Source organism: Pseudomonas sp. BP11-1-1, from assembly GCF_052112105.1.
Classification (GTDB): domain Bacteria; phylum Pseudomonadota; class Gammaproteobacteria; order Pseudomonadales; family Pseudomonadaceae; genus Aquipseudomonas; species Aquipseudomonas alvandae.
Window position 1 is genome coordinate 655324 of record NZ_JAUTYU010000002.1, and the last position, 24618, is coordinate 679941.

Consider the following 24618-nt stretch of genomic DNA (forward strand, 5'->3'; position numbering starts at 1 on the left):
CAAAAGCAGGCTCACGCGCTTTTCTCTTGCAGCTTATAGCTTGTAGCTTGTCGCTGTACTACTGCGATTTCCGGACCCGCAGGTACCACTCGGACAGCAGTCGTACCTGTTTGTCGGTGTAGCCACGTTCGACCATGCGTGTAACGAAGTCGTTGTGTTTTTGCTGGTCCTCCTTGCTGGCCTTGGCGTTGAAGCTGATGACGGGCAGCAGGTCTTCGGTGTTGGAGAACATTTTCTTCTCGATGACCACCCGCAGCTTCTCGTAGCTGAGCCACGTAGGGTTCTTGCCGTTGTTGTTGGCCCGGGCGCGCAGGACGAAGTTGACGATCTCGTTGCGGAAATCCTTCGGATTGCTGATGCCCGCCGGTTTCTCGATCTTTTCCAGTTCCTCGTTGAGCGCCACGCGATTGAGGATCTCGCCGGTTTCCGGATCGCGGTATTCCTGGTCCTGAATCCAGAAATCTGCGTACAGCACGTAGCGATCGAAGATGTTCTGACCGTATTCGCTGTAGGATTCCAGGTAGGCGGTCTGGATTTCCTTGCCGATGAACTCGATGTAGCGGGGCGCCAGGTATTCCTTGAGGAAGCGCAGGTACCGCTCGCGGGTTTCCGCCTGGAATTGTTCCTGCTCGATCTGTTGCTCAAGCACATACAACAGGTGGACCGGGTTGGCGGCGATTTCATGCGGATCGAAGTTGAAGACCTTGGACAGGATCTTGAACGCGAAACGAGTGGAGAGGCCGTTCATCCCTTCGTCCACGCCCGCGTTGTCGCGGTATTCCTGGATCGACTTGGCCTTTGGATCGGTGTCCTTGAGGTTTTCGCCGTCGTAGACCCGCATCTTCGAATAGATGTTGGAGTTTTCCGGCTCCTTGAGGCGCGACAGCACGGTGAACTGGGCCAGCATCTTCAGTGTGTCGGGCGCGCAATGGGCCTTGGACAGCGAGCTGTTGAACAGCAGCTTGTCGTAGATCTTCACCTCGTCGGTGACCCGCAGGCAGTAAGGCACCTTGACGATGTAGATCCGGTCGATGAAGGCTTCGTTGTTCTTGTTGTTGCGGAAGGTGTGCCATTCCGATTCGTTGGAGTGCGCCAGCAGGATGCCGCTGAACGGAATCGCCCCCAACCCCTCGGTGCTGTTGTAGTTACCTTCCTGGGTGGCGGTCAGCAACGGGTGAAGCACCTTGATGGGCGCCTTGAACATTTCGACGAATTCCATCAGGCCCTGGTTGGCCCGGCACAGCGCGCCAGAATAGCTGTAGGCGTCGGCGTCGTTCTGTGGGAATTCCTCCAGCTTGCGGATATCGACCTTGCCCACCAGGGCGGAAATGTCCTGGTTGTTTTCATCCCCAGGCTCGGTCTTGGCGACCGCAATCTGGTTGAGGATCGATGGGTAGAGCTTGACCACCCGGAACTGGCTGATGTCACCGCCGAACTCGGCCAGGCGCTTGGTGGCCCATGGCGACATGATGGTGTTGAGGTAGCGGCGCGGAATGCCGAAATCTTCCTCGAGAATGGCGCCATCTTCGGTGGCGTTGAACAGCCCCAGCGGGGACTCGAACACCGGCGACCCCTTGATGGCATAAAAGGGCACTTTCTCAATCAGTTGCTTGAGCTTCTCGGCCAGTGATGATTTACCGCCGCCGACGGGGCCGAGCAGGTAGAGGATTTGTTTCTTCTCCTCCAGGCCCTGGGCGGCATGGCGGAAGTAGGACACGATCTGCTCGATGCATTCCTCCATCCCGTGGAAGTCGGCAAAGGCCGGGTAGCGGCGGATCACCTTGTTGGAAAATATCCGCGAGAGCCTCGAGTTGGTCGAGGTATCCAGCAGTTCCGGTTCTCCAATGGCCAGCAACAGACGCTCCGCGGCCGATGCGTAGGCACTGCGGTCCTGCTTGCAGAGTTCGAGGTATTCCTGCAGCGAGTACTCCTCCTGCCGCGTGGACTCGAAACGTTGCTGGAAGTGGCTAAAAATACTCATGACGTCACCTCGCTCGATACGTGGAGCCGGTGTCGGATCAATCAGTCGATGCTGGACAGCCGCTGGGAACCCAGTTGCCGTTTTACCCCCCAGAATGCTTCCAGGAATATCGACTCCTGGAAGCTGACTCCCGATGACCCGCGCGCCGGTGTACCGGCTCTCCCCTGTTTTGGATGGCCTGAGGCTAAGGATAGTTCGGAATCTGAGAGGTAAAGGTGGAATACGTAATTAGTTATGGCAGACCGTTCGTCTGCCATCGCCCAAGCCCGCGGTTCGCGTGGGCTTGCACGGCATAAAAAATTATTCGTGGGAGCCTTGCTCGGTTTCTCCAGGGTAAGTCGAGCGCCACAGCTCAAAACCACCGTCCAGGCTGTAGACGTCACTGAAGCCCTGGCTGATCAAGTAGGCCGCCGCACTCTGGCTGGAGTTGCCGTGGTAGCAGACCACGATGGTAGGCGCATCGAGATCAGCGGCCTGGATGAAAGCATGAAGGGAATGATTATCCAGATGCTTGGAGCCACTGATGTGCAAAACTGCGAAAGTGGCGGGGTCGCGCACATCGACGACGACGGCGCCCTGTTCACGCAGGGCGTGGGCCTGTTCGGGAGGGATGCGTTTGAATTCGGTCATTTAGGACTCCTGTGGCCTGAAGCGCAAAGCCGATCAAAGGGCAGTGCCGGCCGGCAATGATGCGGTGGTCGATAGATGTGGTTTGGGGCGGCCTTTATCGTCGCAATCGCAGCGCAGCAGTTCGCCGGTGTCGACGTTCATCAGCGTCAACGCGCTGCCCCATACGCAGCCGGTATCGAGGGCAAAGACCCCGGGCTCGTCGCTTTGACCTTCAAGGGCCGCCCAATGACCAAAAATGATCTTCAGGTTACGGGTCTTGCGTTCCTTGTGCTTGAACCATGGCGCATAACCGGGTGGGGCGGTCTCGATGCCTTCCTTGCCCTTGAGATCCAGCTTGCCGTCGCGTGTGCAGAAACGCATGCGGGTGAAATAGTTGGTAATGACCCGAAGGCGGGCCGCGCCGGTCAGGTCATTGTCCCATTTGACCGGTTCGTTGCCGTACATGCCGTCCAGGTAGGGGCCGAACAGGTTGTCGTCCCGTAGCGCCTGCTCCACTTCGCTCGCGCACTTTAATGCCTTGCGCAGGGACCATTGGGGCGGAATGCCGGCATGGACCAGTGCAAGGTTGCGCGTCTCGTCGTAATGCATGAGCTTTTGCTGGCGCAGCCATTCGAGCAGCTCGACGCAATCAGGCGCGTCCAGGATCTCTTTCAAGGTATCGGATTTTTTCAGGCGCTCGATGTTCTGCCAGGCGGCCAGCAAGTGCAGGTCGTGGTTGCCAAGCACGCAGACCAGCGAATCGCGGATGCCATGGAGAAAGCGAAGGGTTTCGAGTGATTGCGGGCCGCGGTTGACCAGGTCGCCCACCAGCCACAGCGTGTCTTTTTGTGGATCAAACGCTACCCGTTCCAGCAGGCACCTGAGCGGGTCTAGGCAGCCTTGCAGGTCGCCCACCGCATACGTGGCCATCAGTGCAGCGCTCCGGGCACCGCCAGGCGAAAGGGCTTGATGATGGCGTCGAAGCGTTTACCGTCTTCGGCCAACATCTGGTAGGTACCCTGCATGGTGCCGACCTGGGTGGTCATCACCGTGCCGCTGCTATAGCTGTGGCTTTTACCTGCGTCGATCAACGGTTGCTGGCCGACCACGCCCTCGCCGCGGACTTCCTCGACGTGTCCGTCGCCATCGGTGATGACCCAGTGTCGCGACAATAGCCTGGCCGGCAAAGAGCCGTTGTTGCGCACCGTGATGGTATAGGCGAAAGCGAAACGGTTGTGTTCGGGTTGCGACTGTTCTGCCAGAAAGCGGGTGGCGACGCTGACGTCGACCTGATAACGAGGATCGGACATGCAAAAAGGCCTTAAGCGGGACGCGGACATGACTCAAGAGATTAGTCTAGGCCACGTATCGGGTAGTAAACCAGACCGGCGTACTGCCCGATAGCGGTCGTGGCCTGTTAGTTGGCAGCCGTCGTGGGCGTGACTTGTTCGCTGAGCTTGTCGGCCAGGCGCACGAAAGCCGCCAGGTCCAGCTGCTCGGGACGCAGGCTGCCATCGACGCCGGCGGCTTCGATTTCGGCGCTGCTGAGCAACAGCTTCAAGGTGTTGCGCAGGGTTTTGCGACGCTGGTTGAAGGCTTCGCGCACGACGCGTTCCAGCAAGCGATGATCCTTTGCCGGATGCGGCAGGACCGCGTGGGGGACAAGCCGGACGATGGCGGAGTCGACTTTCGGTGGTGGGTTGAACGCGCCAGGCCCCACGTTGAACAGGTGATCCACGCGGCAGTGGTACTGGACCATGATCGACAAACGCCCCCAATCGCCGCCGCCAGGACCGGCGGCGAGGCGCTCGACCACTTCCTTCTGCAGCATGAAGTGCATGTCGCGGATCAGACTGGCATTGTTCAGCAGGTGAAAAATCAGCGGCGTGGAGATGTTGTATGGCAGGTTGCCCACGACTCGAAGGCTGCCCGGCGCGGCGTTCAGGCTGTTGAAGTCGAATTTCAGCGCGTCGCCTTGGTGCAGGTTGAAGTTGCTCTTGCCGGCGAATTGCTGGTTAAGGATCGGGACGAGGTCCTTGTCCAGTTCCACCACGTCCAGTTGTGCGCCGCTGCCGAGCAAACCTTCGGTCAGGGCACCTTGGCCCGGCCCGATCTCGAGCAGGCGGTCATCCACCTTGGCATTGATGGAGCGCAGGATGCGATCGATCACGCCAGCGTCATGCAGGAAGTTCTGGCCGAAGCGCTTGCGCGCACGGTGTTGGTATTGCTCGGTCATAAATGGGTCTCGGCCATCTGGTAGGCGGTTTCCAGTGCGACTTGCAGGCTGCCGGTGTCGATCCTGCCGCTGCCGGCCAGGTCCAGGGCAGTGCCGTGGTCCACCGAGGTACGGATGATGGGCAGGCCCAGGGTCACGTTGACCGCCGCGCCGAAGCCTTTGTACTTCAGCACGGGCAGGCCCTGGTCGTGGTACATCGCCAGCACCGCGTCGCAGTGCTCCAGATATTTGGGGGTAAACAGAGTGTCGGCCGGCAGCGGGCCACGCAAATCCATGCCCTCGCTGCGCAAGCGTTCCAATGTAGGTTCAATGATGTCGATTTCTTCGCGGCCCAGGTGTCCGCCTTCGCCGGCATGGGGGTTCAGCCCGCACACCAGGATACGAGGCTGGGCGATGCCGAATTTTTCCCGGAGGTCGGTGTGCAGTATCCGCGTGACCCGTTCCAGGCGTTGCGATGTTACGGCGTCGGCGACATCCTTCAGGGGCAGGTGAGTGGTGACCAGCGCCACGCGAAGGCCTCGGGTGGCGAGCATCATCACCACTTGCGCGGTCTGGGTCAGGTCGGCCAGGAACTCCGTGTGGCCGGAAAACGGTATGCCGGAGTCGTTGATCACGCCCTTGTGCACCGGCGCGGTGATCATGCCAGCGAAGGCTCCGTCCAGGCAGCCCTGGCCTGCGCGGGTCAGCGTGTCCAGGACGAACGCCGCGTTAGCGGTGTCCAACTGTCCCGTCACGACCGGGGCGCCCAACGGGGTATCCCAAACATACAGGCAGCCGGCAGGCGCCGGAGCATCGGGCCAGGCATCCGGCGTGACCGATAGCAGGTCGACCGCCACCCCCAACTGCGCGGCCCGCTCAATGAGCAGGTCGCGGCTGGTAATGGCAATCAGGGGGTGCGGCTGGGCTTGCGAGGCGAGCAGCAGGCAGAGGTCGGGACCAATGCCGGCTGGTTCGCCGGGGGTCAGCGCGAAACGCTTGGGTTTCACTGCGCTGCCTGGTCTGCGCCAGGGAGTTTGATTTCGACGTAGGCTTCGTCGCGAATCTGGCGCAGCCAGGTTTGCAACTCTTCGTCGTATTTGCGGTTACGCAATACCGTCATGGCCTGCTGCTCGCGCGCCTGGGTCGTGCTGTCGGTGGCGCGGCGGCCAAGGACTTCCAGCACGTGCCAGCCATAAGGGCTCTTGAACGGTTTGGACAGTTGGCCCTGCGGTGTTTCGGCCATGACCTGGCGGAATTCGGGAACCAGCGCATTCGGGTCGACCCAGTTCAGGTCGCCACCGTTCAGGGCCGAACCCGGGTCTTCCGAGAAGCTCTTCGCCAGCTCGGCGAAGTCCTCGCCAGAAGTGATCCGTTCGTAAAGCTTCTCGGCCAAACGCTTGGTTTCGGCTTCGCTGCGGATTTCACTCGGCTTGATCAGGATGTGGCGAACATGTACTTCGTCGCGAACCTGGGTGCCGCCACCGCGTTTTTCCAACAGCTTCAGGATGATGAAACCGCCGGGTGTACGGGCTGGCTGGGTGATGTCACCCACGGCCATGGAACTGAGCTCGCGGTCGAACGGAGGGGGCAGCTGAGCGGCTTTGCGCCAGCCCATGTCGCCGCCTTCCAGCGCGTTCTCGCTGGCGGAACGCGCCACGGCCATCTGGCCAAAGTCAGCGCCTTGCTTGAGTTGCTGGTAAACGTCCGTCGCCTGGCGATACGCACTCTGGATCGCTTCGGAGTTGGCGCTTTCCGGAGTGGGGATCAGGATGTTTGCCAGGTGCAACTCTTCGGACAGCTGCATTTTGCCCAGGTCGGAAGCGAGAAAGTTCTTCACTTCCTGCTCGGACACCTGGATGCGTTCGGCCACACGACGCTGACGTACACGGCTGATGACCATCTCGCGACGGATCTGGTCGCGGGCGTCGTCAAAAGACAGGCCGTCGCGAGCCAGGGCAGCGCGGAACTGGTCGATGGTCATGTTGTTGCGCTGGGCAATGGTGCCGACAGCCTGGTTCAGCTCTTCATCGGTGATGCGGATGCCGGAACGTTCGCCAATCTGCAATTGCAGGTTTTCAACGATCAGGCGCTCAAGCACCTGCTGGTCCAGCACGCCCGGTGGTGGCAAGCCACCGCCACGCTTGGCAATGGTTTGCTGGACTTCATGGACACGCTGGTCCAGTTGGCTTTGCATGACCACGTCGTTGTCGACGATGGCCACGACCTTGTCGATGGATTGCACCGCGGCGTTGGCCGCGGTACCCAGGAACAGCGCGCCCAGCATCAGCGGGCGCAGACAATCAGAAAGCTTGGTCTTCACGTTCACGATAACCTTGAATGCCTTTGTCGAGGAAACTCTCTACCTTGGCGCCGGTGAGGCCGCCGAGTCCCTTCAGAACAATTTGGAGGAAGACGCCGTGGTCGCCTTTTTCGTTTTCCGGGGCGGCTTGACTGAACTCTTCATAGTCGACCCAGTAACGGTTGATCAGGCGCAGTTTCCAGCAGCAGTTGTCGTATTCGAAACCACCAAAGGCTTCCAGGGTACGGTTGCGGTTGTAGTCATACTGCCAGCGGCTGATGGCGTTCCACTGCGGCACGATCGGCCAGATGACCGAGAAGTCGTGCTGCTTGATCTTGTAGTAGTCCTTCACGTAACCGGGTGTACCCGGGGTGCCGTAGTCGCCACCGCCCACTTGCCATTGACCTGTGGCCTCGTCGTAGCGGACCTGGTCGTTGCGATAGCGATAACCGGCGTTGATGACTTTGTTCGGGTTGTCTTCCGGCTGGTAGTGGAACATCGCACTGCCCGAACGAGGGCTGTGAGTATCCGGATCCCAGTTGTAGGTCGCCGTGGTGCGCCAATCGCGGTTCCAGCGATATTCGTATTCCAAGGCGTACGGGGAAACGTCGGACTTGGCGTCTTCGCGAGTCTTGAAGTCGATGCCTGGCAGTTGGACTTCGCGATCCTTGAAGTACAAGGCCTGGCCAACGCTGACGCGTTGACGCTCGAAACCGTTTTCTTCGATCCAGCGGCTGGTCACGCCCAGGGACAGCTTGTTCTCGTCGCCGACACGGTCGGAGCCAGTGAAGCGGTTATCCCGGAACAGCGAGGAATAGCTGAAGGTCGATTCGCTGGTATCGAACACCGGGATATCGCTCTGGTCCTTCTCTGGTACATAGAGATAGAACAGGCGGGGCTCCAGGGTCTGGCGGTAGTTGGTGCCGAACCATTGGGTGTCGCGGTCGAAATACAGGCCGCTGTCGATGCTGGCGATTGGAACGCCACGGCTCTGGCTACTGCTGTAGGTGCCGCGCAGGCGATCGGCTTCGGCGTTCTGCGCCGCGACCTGCGATTTGCCCCTGCTGTCCAGGTCCAGATCATATTGGGTGTACTGGTATTTGAGCGACGGCTTGATATAGCCGTAGCTTGCGGTCATCGGCAGGCTCATCACAGGGGCCAGGTTCAGGCGATCGCCGTTAGCCCTGGCCAAGCCGCGGATGTTGTTGTCGAGGAACGGCTCAGTATTTCCGTCTTCGTCGGTGTAGTTACCGGTCCGCAAATCACGATCAAACCGCACCAGCTCGGTCTTGTACGCGAAATCCAGACCATACGGATGTTCGGGCAGAGAGCCGTTGAAAGTGATCTGAGGCAGGCGATTATAAGGCGTGACCTTCGAAATCGTCGCCATCTGGTAAGCCTGGGCATTCAACCGCGCGGTGTAGTTGTCACCGCGATAGCTGACGGCACCTTGCTGGTTCACATAGTCCCGCGATTCCACGCCGATCTGGTCGGTCTGGAGATCCTGGAAGTAGTACGGATCGCTGATCTTGGTGTAGTCGACTTCCGTCAGCACGCGCGAATCGAGGCCGCCCTTGTGCTGCCAGTTGTACATGTAGCGGGTCTTGTCGTAGTCGGTCTGCCCGCTACGCTCATCGTCTTCATCGTTGAGGTACGCGGCGCCGAACTGACCTTCACTGGATTTGGTCAGGTAACGGAATTCGCCTTCCATCAACATTCCGCGCTTGCCCATGTAGCGTGGGTACAACGTGGCGTCGTAGTTTGGCGCCAGGTTGAAATAGTACGGGGTGACCAGCAGTAAGCCGGTATCGCTGCCGCTGCCAATGGTCGGCGGCAGGAAGCCGGACTGGCGACGGTCGTCGATCGGGAAATAGATGTACGGCGTGTACAGGACCGGAATGTCCTTGACCCGCAATGTCACGTTGGTTGCAGTACCGAAACCGGTGGCCGGGTTCAAGGTGATGTTGTTGCCCTTGAGTGTCCAGGCGTTGCTGCTCGGTTCGCACGTGGTGTACGTACCGTCCTTGAGGCGGATGATCGCGTTCTCGGCGCGCTTGGCATAAAGCGCATTACCGCGGATGCGCGACTTGTGCATCACGTATTCGGCGTTGTCGACCTTGGCTTCGCCGGTGTCCAGCTGCACATCGGCGTGGTCGCCGACGATCAGCGCACCGTTGTCGCGAACCCGTACGTTGCCATTCAGCTCGCCACGGTTCTCGGCCTGGTACAGGCTGGCCTCGTCGGCTTCGACCTGCATGCTGCCCTGGCGCATGACCACGTCACCGGCCAGGGTCGCTACCTGCTGCTCCTGCTCGTAGCGCGAGGCCTTGGCGCCCAGGAAGGTCGGGGCATCGCTTTTGGCCGTCTTGTCGTTCATGCCAGGACGCGTCGGTTCGATATACGCGCCAGCGCAGTAGGGACCGGTTTCAGCCAGTTGAGCGGGCGTGAGGTTCTCGCGCGGAACCCAGTCCAGGTGACTGTAGTCTGCACTGCGCGACTTCAGGCCACGGCCCTTGGCTTCGGTGACCAGCATCGGCTTTTCACCGGCTTCTTCGCCAGAACCGCTTTCGGCCGGGGCGCTGCCGCTATCGGCTACTGCGCTGCCTTCATGCACGGGGCGCGGCGGCAATGCAGCGGCCGGCGTCTTGGGTGAACAGTCCCAGGCACCCGAAGCGGAGACGGAGCAGTCATACTGCTGCGCCGCGACGACGAATGAAGAGGCCAAAGGTTGCAGGGCCAGCAGACTGCCGGTGACCAGCAACGGAAATTTTTTACGAAACGCGGGGGATTTCAATGCCATCTTATTAGTCCGGGCTTCCTGCGTGCCATCTGCCCGCGGTGTGGGCCGCACGCCTCTCGATGGTCTGAAAAAGATGCTGGATAATAAAGCATGACCCGCTTGACGGCTAGCGCCGTCGGAGACCCTTGCAATGCCTGACCAAGATGTACGCTTGCAACACCTGAAAGTTTGGCTCGATGAGCAACTACCGATCCTTTTCACCCAGCAAGGTTGGGGCGCCGTGCCCCCGGCCACATTGACCGCGGCCAGCAGCGACGCGAGTTTCCGGCGGTATTTCCGTTGGGAAGGCGCGGGCCGCAGCTTGATCGTGATGGACGCGCCGCCGCCACAGGAAAACTGCAAACCCTTCGTCGATATTGCTTTTTTGCTGGCGAAATCCGGCATCAACGTGCCAAAAATTTATGCTGAAGACCTCGAACGCGGTTTTCTTTTGCTCAACGATTTGGGCAACCGGACGTATCTGGACGTGATCGACGGCGAAAATGCCGACGATTTGTTCCGCGATGCCCTGCAAGCCTTGTTGGCGTTTCAGCAACTGCCGATGGTGGCGCCACTGCCCAGCTATGACGTTGCTTTGCTGCGTCGCGAACTGGAGCTGTTCCCGGAGTGGTACGTCAAGCGCGAGCTGGGCATCGAACTCGATGCGACCCAGCAACAACTTTGGCAGCAAGCGTCCGAGCTATTGATCAACAGTGCCCTGGCCCAACCGAAAGTACTGGTGCACCGCGACTACATGCCGCGCAACCTGATGCTCAGCGAGCCCAATCCAGGCGTGCTGGATTTCCAGGATGCGGTTTATGGCCCGGTGACCTACGACGTGACCTGTCTGTTCAAGGACGCCTTCCTCAGTTGGCCCGAGGAGCGTGTGCGTGGTTGGCTGGAAAATTACTGGCAAGAAGCCGGTGCCCTCGGCATTCCGGTCCAGCCGGATTTCGAGGATTTCCTGCGCGCCAGCGACTTGATGGGCGTACAGCGCCATCTGAAGGTGATCGGCATCTTCGCGCGTATCTGCCATCGCGACGGCAAGCCGAGATACCTGGGTGATGTACCGCGGTTCTTCGCATATATAGAAGCGGTCATCGCTCGTCGTCCTGAATTGGCGCCGCTTGATGAACTGCTTTGCAGCCTGCGGCAATCGGCCGGAGCGACCGCATGAAGGCGATGATCCTGGCGGCAGGCAAGGGCGAGCGCATGCGGCCCCTGACGCTGACCACGCCCAAGCCTTTGATCCGCGTCGCCGGCGTTCCCTTGATCGAGTATCACCTGCGCGCGCTGGTTGCCGCCGGCTTCAGCGAGGTGGTGATCAATCACGCCTGGCTCGGCCAACAGATCGAGGATTACCTGGGGGACGGCTCGCGGTTCGGCGTGCGCATTGCCTATTCGGCGGAAGGCGAGCCACTGGAAACCGGTGGCGGCATCTTCCGCGCGCTACCGCTGTTGGACGACGAAGCGTTCGTGGTGGTCAATGGCGACATCTGGACCGACTTCGATTTCGGCACCTTGCATCGGCCGCTCGACGCCATGGCCCATCTGGTGTTGGTGGACAATCCCGAGCATCACCCCGGCGGGGATTTCATCCTGGCCGACGGAAAGGTTCATGAAGGCGCGCCGACGGCCGACAAACTGACCTATAGCGGGATCGCAGTCCTGCACCCGCGGCTGTTCGACGGTTGCGTTGACGGCGCGTTCAAGCTTGCGCCGTTGCTGCGCCGGGCCATGGCCCTGGAGCAGGTCAGCGGCGAACGCCTGGACGGGCATTGGATAGATGTCGGAACTCATGAACGCTTGGCGCAGGTTGAAACATTGATAGAAGCGAGCCGTTGATATGTGGTGGCCAGGGACTCTGATCGGAGCGGGAGCGGGCTTTGCCATAGCCAGCATCCCGGGGGCCATGCTCGGCGCATTGTTGGGACAGGCGCTGGATCGGCGCCTGGACCTGCACAGCTGGGCGCAAGTGCGTGAGCGCCTGGGCGGTCGTCCGGCGTTGCGCAATGATGAATTGTTGTTCGTGTTGCTCGGACGCCTGGCGAAAAGCGATGGGCGCGTCGTCGATGGGCATATCCAGCAGGCTCGCCAAGAGATGCGCGCGCTCGACTTGAGCGAGCCGGCGCAACGTCGCGCCATCGCGGCGTTCAACCGGGGCAAGTCCGAGCACGATCGCTTGCGCGGTTATCTGCGCCGCCTCGCCCTCCAGCCCCATGCGGCTGAAGGCGTGCTACGGGCTTGCTGGCGGATGGTGTGGGCCGATGGCCGCGCAGGTGCGAGTGAGCGCGAGTTGCTTGCCCAATGGGGCAAGTGGTTGGGCTGGACGCCGCAGCAGGTCCAGGCGCTGGCGATCGATTACGAACCGCAGAAACTGTCGCGACCCAACAGCGGCGTGACTTACCAGGAGGCGTTGCGGCTGCTGGGCGTTTCCGCCACCAGTGAGCCGTCACAGATAAAGCGGGCTTACCGTCGGCTGCTCAGCCGCCACCACCCGGACAAGATCGCCGGTAGCGGGGCGACGCCCTTGCAGGTGCGTGAAGCGACTGACAGGACCCGGGAGCTGCATAACGCCTATAGGCTGATTCGCGAACGGCGGGACTTCCGCTAGCCGAGCGCCGAGCAATTGTGGCGACGGGATTTATCCCCGCTGGAGTGCGAAGCGCTCCCAAAACCATTCATCAGGGAATTTCTGACACCCGCATCGACAATTTGGGGCCGCTTCGCACCACGGCGGGGATAAATCCCTCGCCACAATAATGGTTCACTTGAAGCGTTAGTCCGTTTGTGGATTCAACCAACCCCGAACCCGCCGGAACAACTGTTCCTGCTCCGCCGTTGCGTTGGGCAACGCCTTGAGGGCGACCTGGCTGAAATTCGATCCCTTCAATCGCTTGCTCGCTTGCAGGCGTTCCAAGGCCGCGTTGCGATCCAGCGGCTTGTCCATGTAGAAGATATCGGCGGTGGCCAGCTTCAGGGTGGGCGTCAGTTCGGCCAGGCCCGGCGTGGCGGTGACGGGCGTTTGGGCCGCGACCATCACGAAGCGTTCGATCTGCGCGGGCTGCTTTTCGCTGAGGTAGCGCGCCGCCCAATAGGCACCAGTGCCGTGGCCCAGCAGCACGATGCTGCGGGCGCTCTGCTGTTCGGCGTAGGCCAGCGCCGCATCGATGCGGGCAAAAATCCGTTCGGCGTCGGCCTTGGCATGTTCTTCACCGGTTTCGGCGATGGCGGGATCTGCCGCATCGGCTTCGCCCCCGGCCACTTGCTCAATGGGGGCGGCGGTGGTGGCGTCCGGCGCTGCGGCCGCTACGTCCGCCGGTTTGGTTTCGGGCGGTGTTTCCACGGTGCGGGGTGCGATGACGTCGCTTTGTAGGTCCGGCAGCGTGATGCTCAGGCTGCCCCATTCGGCATCCGGCAACTTTTTGCGCAATGGGCTGATTGCTTGAGGCCAGTCAGCTGTTTCGCCTGCGCCGGGGATTATGATGACCGCGCCCTTGGGATCGCTGGTGTTGGCTGGCTTCCACAGCGCAAGAAAAGCATCGCTGCCGGTTTGTAGCTGTTGTTGTTCCTGGGACGGGACCTTTCGTGCAAGCGCCGCCGCTTCTTCCTGGCTACGCTCGAGCAAGGGTTGACGTTCGGCCGGCTTCTCTTCGGCGGGTTGTTCCGCAGCGGCGGGGGCTGGTTCGCCGGCGTGCACAGAAAATGCACTCGGCAGGATCAGCGACAGGCACAATGCTGGCAACGCCAGGCGATAAACAGAGGGCATCGGATATTCCATGACCAGAAGTATTTCCGGCAGCCTAATGGGTTGGTCAGTATTTGTCAGTGCGTGAGACTTCGATGATGCGTTTTTGCTGCCTGTGGGTTATCGGCTGTTTATGGCTTCCCTTGATGGCCTGGGCCGCGCCTGCGCCGCAGACCCATGACGTGCAACTCAATGGCGTCCAGCGCCAGTGGTTGGCGGAGCATCCGCAGCTACGGGTCGGCCTGGTGCTGCAGGCACCGTACGCGCAATACGACCGGCGCTTGCAGCGTTTGTCCGGTACCAACGTCGAGCTGATGCAGTGGTTGGGCAAGGCTTTGAACGTCGAACTGACCTGGCGCAACTTTCAGGACGTTGCGCAACTGGAAGAGGCGGTGCGTGATGGCGAGGTGGATGTCGCCCCAGGCCTGACCCAGACTCCGGTGGGGCTCAGGCTCTGGCAATTTTCCGACCCTTATATGCGTGTACCGCAACTGATCGTCGGCGCGCAGAAAGGCGCCGAAGGCGTGGAATTGGAGAAGCTCGACACTCAGAGCCGGGTTGCGGTGCGCATGCCCAGCGCCACCGCCGACTATCTGCGCAGCAACTATCCGGCGCTCAATTTGCAGGGTGTGCCGATGGAGCGTGAAGCCTTGCAGCTGTTGCTGACCCAGCAGGCCCGATACGCGGTGGTCGACGAGGCGCAGCTTGGACGGCTGATGGTCGAGCCCGAATTCGCCGAGCTGGCGGTGGTGGGCGACATCGGTTCGCCGCAATTGCTGCGGGTGGCCACACGCCGGGACTGGCCGCAGTTGGCCGAGATCATCGACAGCGCCTTGCAGGCCATCCCGGCGAAGGATCTGGAGCAACTGCACAGCCGCTGGCTCAAGCCAAAATATCCGCGCCTGACCGAGACCCCGGGCTTCTGGCAGAACCTGACGCTGTTGCTCCTGGCAATGCTGCTCAGCAGCGTGGCCATCGTATTCTGGCAGCGCCGCCAGCAGCGCTCGGTGGAGCGTCGCCTGCGTGCCGCGCGGGAAGACATCGCCCAACGCACCGCCAGCGAAGAAGCCTTGCGCTTGACCCAGTTTTCCATCGACCAGAGCACCGTCGGCATCCTCTGGGTCAACTGGGACAGTCATGTGCGCTACGCCAACCGTGCTGCCGAAACCATGCTCGGCTACGCGCAGGGCGCGATCATCGACCGGCCGCTGATCGACTTCGAGCCGGGCCTGCACATGGACCGCTGGCTGAACCTGTGGAAGCGTGCCCGTGCCAGTGAGGAGGGGCCACAGAGTTTCGAGACCGAGTGTGTGCGAGCGGACGGGAGCATCCTGCCGGCCGACGTTTCCTTGAGCTTCCTGCGTTTTCGTGATGCCGAATACCTGGTGGTCTACCTCAACGATGTGACGGAACGTCGACGTGCGCTGGCGGCTCTGCGCGAAAGCGAGGCGCGCCTGCAGGGCATCGCCGCCAACGTTCCGGGAATGGTCTTTCGCCTGGAGCGGGCATCGGTGACCGGACAGATCGACTTTGCCTACATCAGTGAAGGCAGCGAAAGCCTGGTGGGTTATTCCCCGGCAACCCTGGCCCGTAGCGATACCGGGCTGCGCAGTCTGGTGCACCCCGAAGACAAGTCTGGCTATCACCGTTCCCAGGACCAGGCGCTGGACAGCGACAGCGATTGGTCTTGGCAGGGACGTATCCTGACCCGCGAAGGCCTGGAGCGCTGGGCCGAGATCAAGGCGATCACCCGTCGCCTCGAAGATGGCGCCTACGTCTGGGACGGTATCGTCTGGGACATCACCGAAAGCAAGCGCATCGAACTGGAGCTGGCCAGTTCCCGGGAACAATTGCGTGAACTGTCGGCGCACCTGGAAAGCGTACGGGAAGAGGAAAAGGCGCGGATCGCCCGGGAAGTCCATGATGAACTGGGTCAGATGCTGACGGTACTGAAGCTTGAAACTTCGATGTGTGAATTGGCCTACGCACAACTCGATCCGGGCCTGCAGGAACGGCTCAACAGCATGAAGCGCCTGATTGCCCAGCTGTTCCAGTTGGTACGCGACGTGGCGACGGCGCTGCGCCCGCCGATCCTGGACGCCGGTATCGCCTCGGCCATCGAATGGCAGGCCCGGCGTTTCGAGGCGCGTACGCAGATCCCTTGCCTGGTGCAAGTACCTGACAACCTGCCGCCCTTGAGCGACGCCAAGGCCATCGGCCTGTTTCGGATACTCCAGGAGGCGCTGACCAATGTGATGCGCCATGCCCAGGCGCATACCGTAGAGTTGACGCTGGTGCAGGAAGACGACCAGTTGTGTCTGACAGTCAGCGATGACGGTGTAGGATTCATTACTGACGCGGGACGGCCAACATCCTTTGGCCTGGTTGGCATGCGTGAGCGCGTGTTGATCATGGGCGGGCAGTTGACCCTCGACAGTGAGCCGGGGGAGGGCACGACCTTGTCGGTGCGCGTGCCATTGCATGAGGCTTGATGGGATACACAAAACCTGTGGGAGCGAGCCTGCTCGCGAAGATCCTGAACCTGGAGAAGAACGTGATCCGTGTACTGGTAGCCGAAGACCACACCATCGTCCGCGAAGGCATCAAGCAGTTGATCGGCTTGGCCAAGGATCTGGTGGTGGTGGGGGAGGCGAGCAATGGCGAACAGTTGCTCGAGACCCTGCGCCACGTGCCCTGCGAAGTGGTGCTGCTGGATATTTCCATGCCGGGGGTCAATGGCCTGGAGGCGATCCCACGGATCCGGGCGCTGAGCAATCCGCCGGCGATCCTGGTGCTGTCGATGCATGACGAGGCGCAAATGGCCGCGCGCGCCCTGAAGGTCGGTGCCGCCGGCTACGCCACCAAGGACAGCGACCCGGCCTTGCTGCTCATGGCGATTCGCAAGGTCGCCGCGGGCGGGCGCTACATTGATCCGGACCTGGCCGACCGCATGGTCTTCGAAGTTGGCCTGACCGACGCCCGGCCGCTGCACTCCCTGTTGTCGGAGCGCGAATTTTCGGTCTTCGAACGCCTCGCCCAGGGCGCCAACGTCAACGACATCGCCCAGCAGTTGGCCTTGAGCAGCAAGACCATCAGCACCCACAAGGCGCGGCTGATGCAGAAGCTCAACATCACTTCGTTGGCTGAATTGGTGAAATACGCGATGGAGCACAAGTTGCTCTGACCCCCATCATCGTCCCCTTGTGGGAGCGAGCTTGCTCGCGATAGCGTCAGATCATTCAGCACATAGGTAGCTGACAGACCGCCATCGCGAGCAAGCTCGCTCCCACAGGGTTAGTGTTGGCATATCCATTTGCGACACGCCCCAGCAGCGCTTTTGCCCCTACTTGCAGCTCGCCGCTCGAAACCCACCGCTGCATTTATCCAATCCCGCCATCCGTGTAGGGCAATCCCTACCCCGACTCTTCCATCCGGCTGAGGCGATTCTCTCCTGCGCCCCGATTTGCGCGGGCCCCAGGCTCCACTAGGCTTGATTCACAAGCAGTCATCAATACAAAAGGTGCGGGTATGAGCCAGGTCGATTCAAGCGCGGGGACCAGCGATGTGCTGGTCAGCTTTCGTGGTGTGCAAAAGAGCTACGACGGCGAGAACCTGATCGTCAAGGACCTCAACCTGGACATTCGCAAAGGCGAATTCCTGACCCTGCTCGGACCTTCCGGCTCCGGCAAGACCACCAGCCTGATGATGCTCGCCGGGTTCGAGACCCCGACCGCTGGCGAGATCCAGTTGGCTGGCCGCTCCATCAATAACGTGCCGCCGCACAAGCGCGACATCGGCATGGTGTTCCAGAACTACGCGTTGTTCCCGCACATGACCGTGGCCGAGAACCTGGCCTTTCCCTTGACCGTGCGCGGCTTGAACAAGAGCGACGTCGGTGACCGGGTCAAGCGTGTCCTGAGCATGGTGCAGTTGGACAGCTTTGCCCAACGCTATCCCGCACAGTTGTCCGGCGGCCAGCAGCAGCGGGTGGCCCTGGCCCGGGCGCTGGTGTTCGAACCGCAGTTGGTCCTGATGGATGAGCCTCTCGGCGCGCTGGACAAGCAATTGCGCGAACACATGCAGATGGAAATCAAGCATCTGCACCAGCGCCTCGGCGTGACCGTGGTCTACGTGACCCACGACCAGGGCGAAGCCCTGACCATGTCCGACCGCGTAGCCGTGTTCCACCAGGGCGAGATCCAGCAGATTGCCCCGCCGCGCACACTCTACGAAGAACCGAAAAACACCTTCGTCGCCAACTTCATCGGCGAAAACAACCGCCTCAATGGACGCCTGCACAGCCAGACCGGCGATCGCTGCCTGGTGGAGCTGGGGCGCGGAGAGAAAGTCGAGGCCCTGGCCGTCAATGTAGGCAAGCCTGGCGAGCCGGTCACGCTGTCGATCCGGCCGGAGCGGGTCAGTCTCAACGGTTCTAGCGAACAATGTGTCAACCGCTTCTCAGGGAGGGTGGCGGAATTCATCTATCTGGGCGACCACGTCCGGGTTCGCCTGGAAGTCTGCGGCAAGAATGACTTCTTCGTGAAACAGCCGATTGCCGAGCTCGATCCCGCGCTCGCCGTCGGGGACGTGGTTCCGCTTGGCTGGCAAGTCGAGCATGTGCGTGCGCTCGATCCCCTTCTAGAGGCGAACTGATCGCCCCCTGCTGTACCAACACCAACCCTGCACGTGGAGAGAACAATAAATGTTGAGATCCCTGAAGTTCACAGCCCTGACACTGGGCATGATGGGTGCGGCAAGCGCGATGGCGGCGGGCCCGGACCTGACCGTGGTGTCTTTCGGCGGGGCGAACAAGGCGGCTCAGGTCAAAGCCTTCTATGCACCGTGGGAAGCGGCCGGCAATGGCAAGATCGTGGCGGGCGAATACAACGGCGAAATGGCCAAGGTCAAGGCCATGGTCGATACCAAGAGCGTTTCCTGGGACCTGGTGGAAGTCGAGTCCCCGGAATTGTCCCGTGGTTGTGACGAGGACATGTTCGAACAACTGGATCCGGCCCTGTTCGGCAAAGCTGAAGATTACGTCAAGGGCGCCATCCAGCCTTGCGGCGTAGGGTTCTTCGTATGGTCGACCGTGCTGGCCTACAACGCCGACAAACTCAAGACCGCCCCGACCAGTTGGGCCGACTTCTGGGACACCAAGCAATTCCCCGGCAAGCGCGGCCTGCGCAAGGGCGCCAAGTACACCTTGGAATTCGCCCTGATGGCGGACGGCGTAGCGCCGAAAGACGTCTACAAAGTGCTGGCCGGCAAAGATGGCCAGGACCGCGCGTTCAAGAAACTCGACGAACTCAAGCCAAACATCCAGTGGTGGGAAGCCGGCGCCCAGCCGCCGCAATACCTCGCTTCCGGTGACGTGGTCATGAGCTCGGCCTACAACGGCCGGATCGCCGCGGTACAGAAAGAAAGCAATCTGAAAGTGGTGTGGAACGGCGGCATCTACGACTTCGACGCCTGGGCTATCCCCCGTGGCCTGGACAAGACCCGCGCCGAAGCTGCGAAGAAATTCATCGCCTTCTCGGTGGCTCCGCAGCAGCAGAAGACCTACTCGGAAAACATCGCCTACGGCCCGGCCAACACCCAGGCCGTGCCGTTGCTCGCCAAGGATGTCCTGAAAGACATGCCGACCACCCCGGAAAACATCGCCAACCAAGTGCAGATCGACGTCAGCTTCTGGGCTGACAACGGCGAGCAACTGGAGCAGCGCTTCAACTCCTGGGCGGCGAAGTAACCCGACGGTCTGAAACTGGACGAGATCCATGAGGGAGCGAGCTTGCTCGCGATAGCGGTCTGTCAGGCACATCAATCTTGAATGTGCCGCAGCCATCGCGAGCAAGCTCGCTCCCACAGGCTCTTTCATCGACCCGGGTGTTTCAAAAGAACAGAGGCGGCTCGCCGCCCCTGTAACGATCAAGAAGATTTGCGGAGTTCGCCATGGCCATCGCCGTTCCAATGAACGCGGGCACCAGCCCCACACTCAAGCAGCGGCTCAAGCGCGCCGAGCGGGTCAACCGCTGGAAGGCCCAGGCCCTGATCGCGCCGCTGGTACTGTTTCTGCTGCTGGTGTTCCTGGTGCCGATCGTCGCGCTGCTGTTCAAAAGCGTCAGCAACCCGGAAGTCGTGGGCGCCATGCCGCGCACCGTCGCTGCCGTCGCAACCTGGGACGGACGCGGTTTGCCCGGCGAGCCGGTGTACAAGGCTGCCAGCGAAGATCTGGCTGAAGCCCGCAAAAATCAAACGCTGGGCGACTTGTCCAAGCGACTGAACATGGAATCGGCCGGCTATCGCAGCCTGCTGACGAAAACGGCCCGGGCGCTGCCGTTCGCGACTGAGCCCGCCTCTTATAAAGAAGCATTGGAAGGCCTCGACGAGCGTTGGGGCGATCCGGCGTACTGGCAAGTGATCCGCCGCAACACCAGTAACGTCACGCCGTATTACCTGTTGGCGGCTGTCGACCACCGCATCGACGATCTCGGCGAACTGGCGCCAGCCACCCCCGACCAGGCGATCTACCTGGACATCTTCACCCGTACTTTCTGGATGGGCCTGGTGATCACCGCGATCTGCCTGGTACTTGCCTATCCGCTGGCCTACCTGCTGGCGAACCTGCCGTCGCGTCAAAGCAACCTGCTGATGATCCTGGTGCTGCTGCCGTTCTGGACTTCGATCCTGGTGCGGGTGGCGGCGTGGATCGTGCTGCTGCAGTCCGGTGGGTTGATCAACAGCGCGTTGATGGCCATGGGTGTCATCGATAAACCGCTGGAGCTGGTGTTCAACCGCACCGGCGTCTACATCTCGATGGTCCACATCCTGCTGCCGTTCATGATCCTGCCGATCTACAGCGTGATGAAGGGCATCTCGCCCACCTACATGCGGGCGGCGATTTCCCTGGGCTGCCACCCGTTTGCCAGTTTCTGGCGGGTCTACTTCCCGCAGACCTATGCAGGTGTCGGCGCCGGGTGCCTGTTGGTGTTCATCCTTGCCATCGGCTACTACATCACCCCGGCGCTGCTGGGCAGTCCGAACGACCAGATGGTCAGCTATTTCGTCGCGTTCTACACCAACACCAGCATCAACTGGGGCATGGCGACGGCGCTCGGCGGGCTGCTGTTGCTCGCGACCATCGTGCTTTATCTGATTTACAGCTGGCTGGTGGGCGCCAGTCGCCTGCGCCTGAGCTAAGGGGAGATCTGAAATGCTGAGTCCTTACATGTCCCCCGTCGAACGGGTGTGGTTCTACAGCTTGCGCATACTTTGCGGGCTGGTCCTGTTGTTCCTGATCCTGCCGGTGCTGGTGATCATTCCGTTGTCGTTCAACTCCGGCAGCTTCCTGGTCTATCCGCTGCAGGGCTTTTCGTTGCAGTGGTATCACGACTTCTTCGCTTCGGCGGAGTGGATGCGGGCCTTGAAGAACAGCATCATCGTTGCCCCGGCGGCTACATTGCTGGCGATGATCTTCGGTACGCTGGCGGCCATTGGCCTGACTCGCGGCGATTTCCCGGGCAAGGCGCTGGTGATGGCCCTGGTGATTTCCCCGATGGTGGTACCGGTGGTGATCATCGGCGTGGCGAGCTACCTGTTTTTCGCACCGCTGGGCATGGGTAACAGCTTCTTCTCCTTGATCATCGTCCACGCCGTGCTGGGCGTACCGTTCGTCATCATCACGGTCTCGGCGACGCTGCAGGGTTTCAACCACAACCTCGTCCGGGCAGCTGCAAGTCTCGGGGCGTCGCCATTGACGGCGTTTCGTCGGGTGACCCTGCCGTTGATCGCCCCAGGCGTGATCTCTGGAGCGCTGTTCGCCTTCGCGACGTCGTTTGACGAGGTGGTCGTAACCCTGTTCCTGGCCGGCCCCGAGCAGGCAACGTTGCCACGGCAGATGTTCAGCGGTATCCGCGAAAACCTCAGCCCCACCATCGCGGCGGCGGCGACGTTGCTGATTGCCTTCTCGGTGATCCTGCTGCTGACCCTGGAGTGGTTGCGTGGGCGTAGCGAGAAGCTGCGGACCAGCCAGGTCTGAGGCCTGCGTTGGCCCTGTGGGAGCGGGCTTGCTCGCGAAAGCGGTGTATCAGTCGACATAAATGTTGAATGTTCCGCCGCTTTCGCGAGCAAGCCCGCTCCCACATTGAATTTGCGGTGTATCTGAGCTCAATCGCGGACAACCCTCAATCCCGAGCTATCCTTGTGCCAGCCCATACTCGAACAAGAGGCCGCGCACATGAGTCTTTCCTCATTCAAGATCGCCCACAAACTGATCACCGGTGCCGCTGCCATCGAGCAACTGGCCGCCGAGTTGACGCGCCTGGACGTCGACAATCCACTGATCGTGACCGACGCAGCGCTGGTCAAGTCCGGCACGGTGGAACTGGCGCTGCAGCACCTGGGCGGACGCGACTACGAGATTTTCGACCGGGTCATGCCAGACCCGGAAATCGCCATCGTCGAAGATTGCATGCAAGCCTACCGCGACGGTGGCCATGATGGACTGATCGGCCTGGGCGGCGGCAGTGCCATCGATATCGCCAAGTGCGTGGGTGTCTACGCCGGTTACCACGGCGAGCTGCAGGATATGTTCGGTGTCGATCAGGTGCCGCGCAAAGGCCCGCCGATGATCGCCATTCCTACCACCGCCGGTACCGGTTCGGAAGTGACCAACGTGGCGATCCTCTCCGACAAGGCCGCCCAGCTGAAAAAAGGCATCGTCAGCGATTATCTGTTGCCGGATGTGGCGCTGGTCAGCCCGCAGATGACCCTCACATGCCCGCGCGGCGTAACGGCTGCCAGTGGCGTCGACGCGCTGGCGCATGCCATCGAGGCCTACCTGTCGCTCAACGCCTCGCCGATTACCGATGCACTGGCCATTGGCGCAATCAAGCTGATCACCCGGGCTCTGCCCAAGGCCTACGCCAACCCTAACCATCTGCAAGCCCGCGAAGACATGGCCACCGCCAGCCTGATGGCCGGCATGGCCTTCGGCAATGCCGGGGTTGGGGCTGTGCATGCGCTGGCATATCCGTTGGGCGGGCGTTTCCATGTATCCCACGGGGTCGCCAATGCGTTGCTGCTGCCCTATGTAATGGCGTGGAACAAAATGGCCTGTGTCGAGCGCATGCGCGACATCGCCGAGGCCATGGGCATCAGGACCGCTCACCTGAGCGACCTTGAAGCCGCCGACGAGGCTGTCGATGCGATGGTCGCCTTGTGCGCCGCGGTGCAGATCCCCCAAGGCCTGAGCGGCCTGGGCGTGACCGAGGACGTGATCCCGTCCATGGCGGTGGAGGCTGCGGGGATCGAGCGCCTGATGCGCAACAATCCGCGCCAACTGAGCGCCGCCGATATCGAGAAGATCTACCGCGCGGCGTATTGATCGACTGTCACGGTGGGCGCGCCAAATCTTGAGGTATACAATGCGCGCCATCGTGATTTCGCTCAAAACAGGTGCGTCATGCAGCCCTTTGCTATTGCTCCGTCGATTCTCTCCGCCGACTTCGCCCGCCTGGGCGAGGAAGTGGACAACGTTCTGGCCGCCGGGGCCGACATCGTGCACTTCGATGTCATGGACAACCACTATGTACCCAACCTGACCATCGGCCCGATGGTCTGCGCGGCGCTGCGCAAGTACGGCATCACCGCGCCGATCGACGCGCACCTGATGGTCAGCCCGGTGGACCGCATCGTCGGTGATTTCATCGAGGCGGGCGCGACCTACATCACCTTCCACCCGGAAGCCACGCTGCATGTTGATCGCTCCCTGCAACTGATCCGCGAAGGCGGTTGCAAGGCCGGCCTGGTATTCAACCCGGCTACGCCGCTGGACGTATTGAAATACGTGATGGACAAGGTCGACATGGTCCTGCTGATGAGCGTCAACCCTGGCTTCGGCGGGCAGAAATTCATCCCGGGCACCCTCGACAAGCTGCGTGAAGCTCGCGCATTGATCGATGCCTCTGGGCGTGACATCCGCCTGGAAATCGACGGCGGCGTGAACGTGAACAATATCCGTGAAATTGCTGCGGCCGGCGCCGACACCTTTGTCGCCGGTTCGGCGATCTTCAACGCGCCGAACTACCAGGAGGTGATTGCAAAAATGCGCGCCGAACTGGCCCTGGCGCGTCCATGAGCGGCTTCGAGCAGCTGTTTCCCGGCAGCCTGCCGCGCCTGGTGATGTTCGACCTGGATGGCACGCTGGTCGATTCGGTACCGGATCTCGCGGCCGCCGTGGACAGCATGCTGCTCAAGCTCGGACGCCCACCCGCCGGCATCGACGCGGTGCGCCAGTGGGTGGGCAACGGTGCGCCGATGCTGGTGCGCCGGGCCCTGGCCAACCACATCGATGCCCAAGGCGTCGATGAAGCCGAAGCCGAACGGGCGATGGAACTGTTCAATGAAGCCTACGAAGGCAACCACGAACTGACCGTGGTCTACCCCGGTGTGCGTTCCGCGCTCAAATGGCTGCACAAGCAAGGCGTGGAAATGGCGCTGATCACCAACAAGCCGGAGCGCTTCGTCGCGCCGCTGCTGGACCAGATGAAAATCGGCCGTTATTTCCGCTGGATCATCGGCGGCGATACGTTGCCGCAGAAAAAACCCGACCCTGCGGCGCTGTTCTTCGTGATGAAAATGGCCAACATCCCGGCCTCACAGTCGTTGTTCGTCGGTGATTCGCGCAGCGATGTACTGGCGGCGAAAGCGGCAGGCGTCAAGTGCGTGGCGTTGAGCTACGGTTATAACCATGGCCGGCCGATCGCCGAAGAGTTTCCGACGTTGGTGATCGATGACTTGCGTCTGTTAATTCCCGGTTGCCTGGACCCGGCCGCTGAGATAACGTTGCCCGACGCTGTTCAATCCTCTTCTGGAAACGCCATCGTGGTGGTCACTCGCAAACTCTGGATGAAAGTCATGAAGGCCCTGGCCCGCTGGCGTTGGCGCGCCTGACTTGATCCTGGCCGGTTATCCGGCGCGTTTGCATACC

At 61.3% G+C, this 24618-nt stretch carries 21 protein-coding genes; 12 read left to right on the plus strand and 9 right to left on the minus strand.

What is annotated here, in order from left to right:
* Positions 1 to 58: 58 nt before the first annotated feature.
* The 8 genes from Q7C33_RS06580 to Q7C33_RS06615 form a co-directional block, all read right to left on the minus strand.
* Entirely contained in the window at positions 59 to 1981 is a 1923-nt protein-coding gene (locus Q7C33_RS06580) for a PrkA family serine protein kinase (RefSeq protein WP_030139230.1), read from the minus strand.
* A 300-nt stretch (positions 1982 to 2281) separates the two neighbouring features.
* On the minus strand, positions 2282 to 2611 hold the full coding sequence (gene glpE, locus Q7C33_RS06585; RefSeq protein ID WP_030139229.1) for a thiosulfate sulfurtransferase GlpE: 330 nt from the start codon (positions 2609 to 2611) through the stop codon (positions 2282 to 2284).
* Between the two features lie 33 nt (positions 2612 to 2644).
* Complete coding sequence (locus Q7C33_RS06590) at positions 2645 to 3520, minus strand: symmetrical bis(5'-nucleosyl)-tetraphosphatase (RefSeq protein ID WP_030139228.1); 876 nt, start codon at positions 3518 to 3520, stop codon at positions 2645 to 2647.
* Positions 3520 to 3900: a Co2+/Mg2+ efflux protein ApaG gene (gene apaG, locus Q7C33_RS06595; RefSeq protein ID WP_030139227.1), complete on the minus strand. Its 381-nt coding sequence runs from the start codon at positions 3898 to 3900 to the stop codon at positions 3520 to 3522. The genes Q7C33_RS06590 and apaG overlap by 1 nt, the downstream gene beginning before the upstream one ends.
* Before the next feature lie 107 nt (positions 3901 to 4007).
* Positions 4008 to 4826 carry a 16S rRNA (adenine(1518)-N(6)/adenine(1519)-N(6))-dimethyltransferase RsmA gene (gene rsmA / locus Q7C33_RS06600; RefSeq protein WP_323154463.1) on the minus strand — a complete coding sequence of 273 codons (819 nt, stop codon included), beginning with the start codon at positions 4824 to 4826 and terminating at the stop codon, positions 4008 to 4010.
* On the minus strand, positions 4823 to 5812 hold the full coding sequence (gene pdxA, locus Q7C33_RS06605; RefSeq protein ID WP_323154464.1) for a 4-hydroxythreonine-4-phosphate dehydrogenase PdxA: 990 nt from the start codon (positions 5810 to 5812) through the stop codon (positions 4823 to 4825). The genes rsmA and pdxA overlap by 4 nt, the downstream gene beginning before the upstream one ends.
* Positions 5809 to 7125: a peptidylprolyl isomerase SurA gene (surA, locus tag Q7C33_RS06610; RefSeq protein WP_033864455.1), complete on the minus strand. Its 1317-nt coding sequence runs from the start codon at positions 7123 to 7125 to the stop codon at positions 5809 to 5811. The genes pdxA and surA overlap by 4 nt, the downstream gene beginning before the upstream one ends.
* Positions 7106 to 9904, minus strand: a complete 2799-nt coding sequence (locus Q7C33_RS06615) for an LPS-assembly protein LptD (RefSeq protein ID WP_198797831.1) — start codon at positions 9902 to 9904, stop codon at positions 7106 to 7108. The genes surA and Q7C33_RS06615 overlap by 20 nt, the downstream gene beginning before the upstream one ends.
* Before the next feature lie 130 nt (positions 9905 to 10034).
* Here Q7C33_RS06615 and Q7C33_RS06620 point away from each other — a divergent pair, with 130 nt between their 5' ends.
* From Q7C33_RS06620 to Q7C33_RS06630, 3 genes are read left to right on the plus strand one after another with little or no spacing between them, the layout of a single operon-like run.
* The gene (locus Q7C33_RS06620; protein ID WP_030139222.1) at positions 10035 to 11060 is read left to right on the plus strand and encodes an aminoglycoside phosphotransferase family protein; all 1026 of its coding nucleotides are present in this window, start codon (positions 10035 to 10037) and stop codon (positions 11058 to 11060) included.
* A complete protein-coding gene (gene murU / locus Q7C33_RS06625) occupies positions 11057 to 11728 on the plus strand; it encodes an N-acetylmuramate alpha-1-phosphate uridylyltransferase MurU (RefSeq protein WP_030139221.1) in 672 nt (223 codons plus the stop codon). The genes Q7C33_RS06620 and murU overlap by 4 nt, the downstream gene beginning before the upstream one ends.
* 1 nt (position 11729) lies before the next feature.
* Positions 11730 to 12497: a TerB family tellurite resistance protein gene (locus tag Q7C33_RS06630; protein ID WP_030139220.1), complete on the plus strand. Its 768-nt coding sequence runs from the start codon at positions 11730 to 11732 to the stop codon at positions 12495 to 12497.
* A gap of 165 nt (positions 12498 to 12662) precedes the next feature.
* Here Q7C33_RS06630 and Q7C33_RS06635 read toward each other — a convergent pair whose 3' ends face one another.
* On the minus strand, positions 12663 to 13652 hold the full coding sequence (locus Q7C33_RS06635; protein ID WP_030139219.1) for an alpha/beta hydrolase family protein: 990 nt from the start codon (positions 13650 to 13652) through the stop codon (positions 12663 to 12665).
* Between the two features lie 74 nt (positions 13653 to 13726).
* Between Q7C33_RS06635 and Q7C33_RS06640 the strand changes: the two genes are divergently transcribed.
* The 9 genes from Q7C33_RS06640 (at position 13727) to Q7C33_RS06680 (ending at position 24581) form a co-directional block, all read left to right on the plus strand.
* A complete protein-coding gene (locus Q7C33_RS06640; protein ID WP_258648397.1) occupies positions 13727 to 16123 on the plus strand; it encodes a PAS domain-containing sensor histidine kinase in 2397 nt (798 codons plus the stop codon).
* A 62-nt stretch (positions 16124 to 16185) separates the two neighbouring features.
* Entirely contained in the window at positions 16186 to 16815 is a 630-nt protein-coding gene (locus Q7C33_RS06645) for a response regulator (protein WP_030139217.1), read from the plus strand.
* A 344-nt stretch (positions 16816 to 17159) separates the two neighbouring features.
* Positions 17160 to 18284 carry an ABC transporter ATP-binding protein gene (locus Q7C33_RS06650; protein ID WP_030139216.1) on the plus strand — a complete coding sequence of 375 codons (1125 nt, stop codon included), beginning with the start codon at positions 17160 to 17162 and terminating at the stop codon, positions 18282 to 18284.
* 49 nt (positions 18285 to 18333) lie between these two features.
* Positions 18334 to 19377 carry an ABC transporter substrate-binding protein gene (locus Q7C33_RS06655; RefSeq protein WP_003206153.1) on the plus strand — a complete coding sequence of 348 codons (1044 nt, stop codon included), beginning with the start codon at positions 18334 to 18336 and terminating at the stop codon, positions 19375 to 19377.
* A 203-nt stretch (positions 19378 to 19580) separates the two neighbouring features.
* Positions 19581 to 20828: an ABC transporter permease gene (locus tag Q7C33_RS06660; protein WP_334598423.1), complete on the plus strand. Its 1248-nt coding sequence runs from the start codon at positions 19581 to 19583 to the stop codon at positions 20826 to 20828.
* Positions 20829 to 20841: 13 nt separating this feature from the next.
* Positions 20842 to 21666 carry an ABC transporter permease gene (locus Q7C33_RS06665; RefSeq protein WP_030139214.1) on the plus strand — a complete coding sequence of 275 codons (825 nt, stop codon included), beginning with the start codon at positions 20842 to 20844 and terminating at the stop codon, positions 21664 to 21666.
* 198 nt (positions 21667 to 21864) lie between these two features.
* Positions 21865 to 23013 (plus strand): iron-containing alcohol dehydrogenase, encoded by a 1149-nt coding sequence (locus Q7C33_RS06670; protein ID WP_202334997.1) that lies wholly within the window; start codon positions 21865 to 21867, stop codon positions 23011 to 23013.
* A gap of 78 nt (positions 23014 to 23091) precedes the next feature.
* The gene (gene rpe / locus Q7C33_RS06675; RefSeq protein WP_202334998.1) at positions 23092 to 23766 is read left to right on the plus strand and encodes a ribulose-phosphate 3-epimerase; all 675 of its coding nucleotides are present in this window, start codon (positions 23092 to 23094) and stop codon (positions 23764 to 23766) included.
* On the plus strand, positions 23763 to 24581 hold the full coding sequence (locus Q7C33_RS06680) for a phosphoglycolate phosphatase (protein ID WP_030139211.1): 819 nt from the start codon (positions 23763 to 23765) through the stop codon (positions 24579 to 24581). Before rpe ends, Q7C33_RS06680 begins: the two co-directional genes overlap by 4 nt.
* Positions 24582 to 24618 lie beyond the last annotated feature (37 nt).

What these genes read in the sequence shown, in the direction of transcription:
- Q7C33_RS06580 (WP_030139230.1), bottom strand. Translation starts at nt 1,981, where the DNA reads ATGAGTATTTTTAGCCACTTCCAGCAACGTTTCGAGTCCACGCGGCAG.
- glpE (WP_030139229.1), bottom strand. Translation starts at nt 2,611, where the DNA reads ATGACCGAATTCAAACGCATCCCTCCCGAACAGGCCCACGCCCTGCGT.
- Q7C33_RS06590 (WP_030139228.1), bottom strand. Translation starts at nt 3,520, where the DNA reads ATGGCCACGTATGCGGTGGGCGACCTGCAAGGCTGCCTAGACCCGCTC.
- apaG (WP_030139227.1), bottom strand. Translation starts at nt 3,900, where the DNA reads ATGTCCGATCCTCGTTATCAGGTCGACGTCAGCGTCGCCACCCGCTTT.
- rsmA (WP_323154463.1), bottom strand. Translation starts at nt 4,826, where the DNA reads ATGACCGAGCAATACCAACACCGTGCGCGCAAGCGCTTCGGCCAGAAC.
- Q7C33_RS06615 (WP_198797831.1), bottom strand. Translation starts at nt 9,904, where the DNA reads ATGGCATTGAAATCCCCCGCGTTTCGTAAAAAATTTCCGTTGCTGGTC.
- Q7C33_RS06620 (WP_030139222.1), top strand. Translation starts at nt 10,035, where the DNA reads ATGCCTGACCAAGATGTACGCTTGCAACACCTGAAAGTTTGGCTCGAT.
- murU (WP_030139221.1), top strand. Translation starts at nt 11,057, where the DNA reads ATGAAGGCGATGATCCTGGCGGCAGGCAAGGGCGAGCGCATGCGGCCC.
- Q7C33_RS06630 (WP_030139220.1), top strand. Translation starts at nt 11,730, where the DNA reads ATGTGGTGGCCAGGGACTCTGATCGGAGCGGGAGCGGGCTTTGCCATA.
- Q7C33_RS06635 (WP_030139219.1), bottom strand. Translation starts at nt 13,652, where the DNA reads ATGCCCTCTGTTTATCGCCTGGCGTTGCCAGCATTGTGCCTGTCGCTG.
- Q7C33_RS06640 (WP_258648397.1), top strand. Translation starts at nt 13,727, where the DNA reads ATGATGCGTTTTTGCTGCCTGTGGGTTATCGGCTGTTTATGGCTTCCC.
- Q7C33_RS06650 (WP_030139216.1), top strand. Translation starts at nt 17,160, where the DNA reads ATGAGCCAGGTCGATTCAAGCGCGGGGACCAGCGATGTGCTGGTCAGC.
- Q7C33_RS06655 (WP_003206153.1), top strand. Translation starts at nt 18,334, where the DNA reads ATGTTGAGATCCCTGAAGTTCACAGCCCTGACACTGGGCATGATGGGT.
- Q7C33_RS06660 (WP_334598423.1), top strand. Translation starts at nt 19,581, where the DNA reads ATGGCCATCGCCGTTCCAATGAACGCGGGCACCAGCCCCACACTCAAG.
- Q7C33_RS06665 (WP_030139214.1), top strand. Translation starts at nt 20,842, where the DNA reads ATGCTGAGTCCTTACATGTCCCCCGTCGAACGGGTGTGGTTCTACAGC.
- Q7C33_RS06670 (WP_202334997.1), top strand. Translation starts at nt 21,865, where the DNA reads ATGAGTCTTTCCTCATTCAAGATCGCCCACAAACTGATCACCGGTGCC.
- rpe (WP_202334998.1), top strand. Translation starts at nt 23,092, where the DNA reads ATGCAGCCCTTTGCTATTGCTCCGTCGATTCTCTCCGCCGACTTCGCC.
- Q7C33_RS06680 (WP_030139211.1), top strand. Translation starts at nt 23,763, where the DNA reads ATGAGCGGCTTCGAGCAGCTGTTTCCCGGCAGCCTGCCGCGCCTGGTG.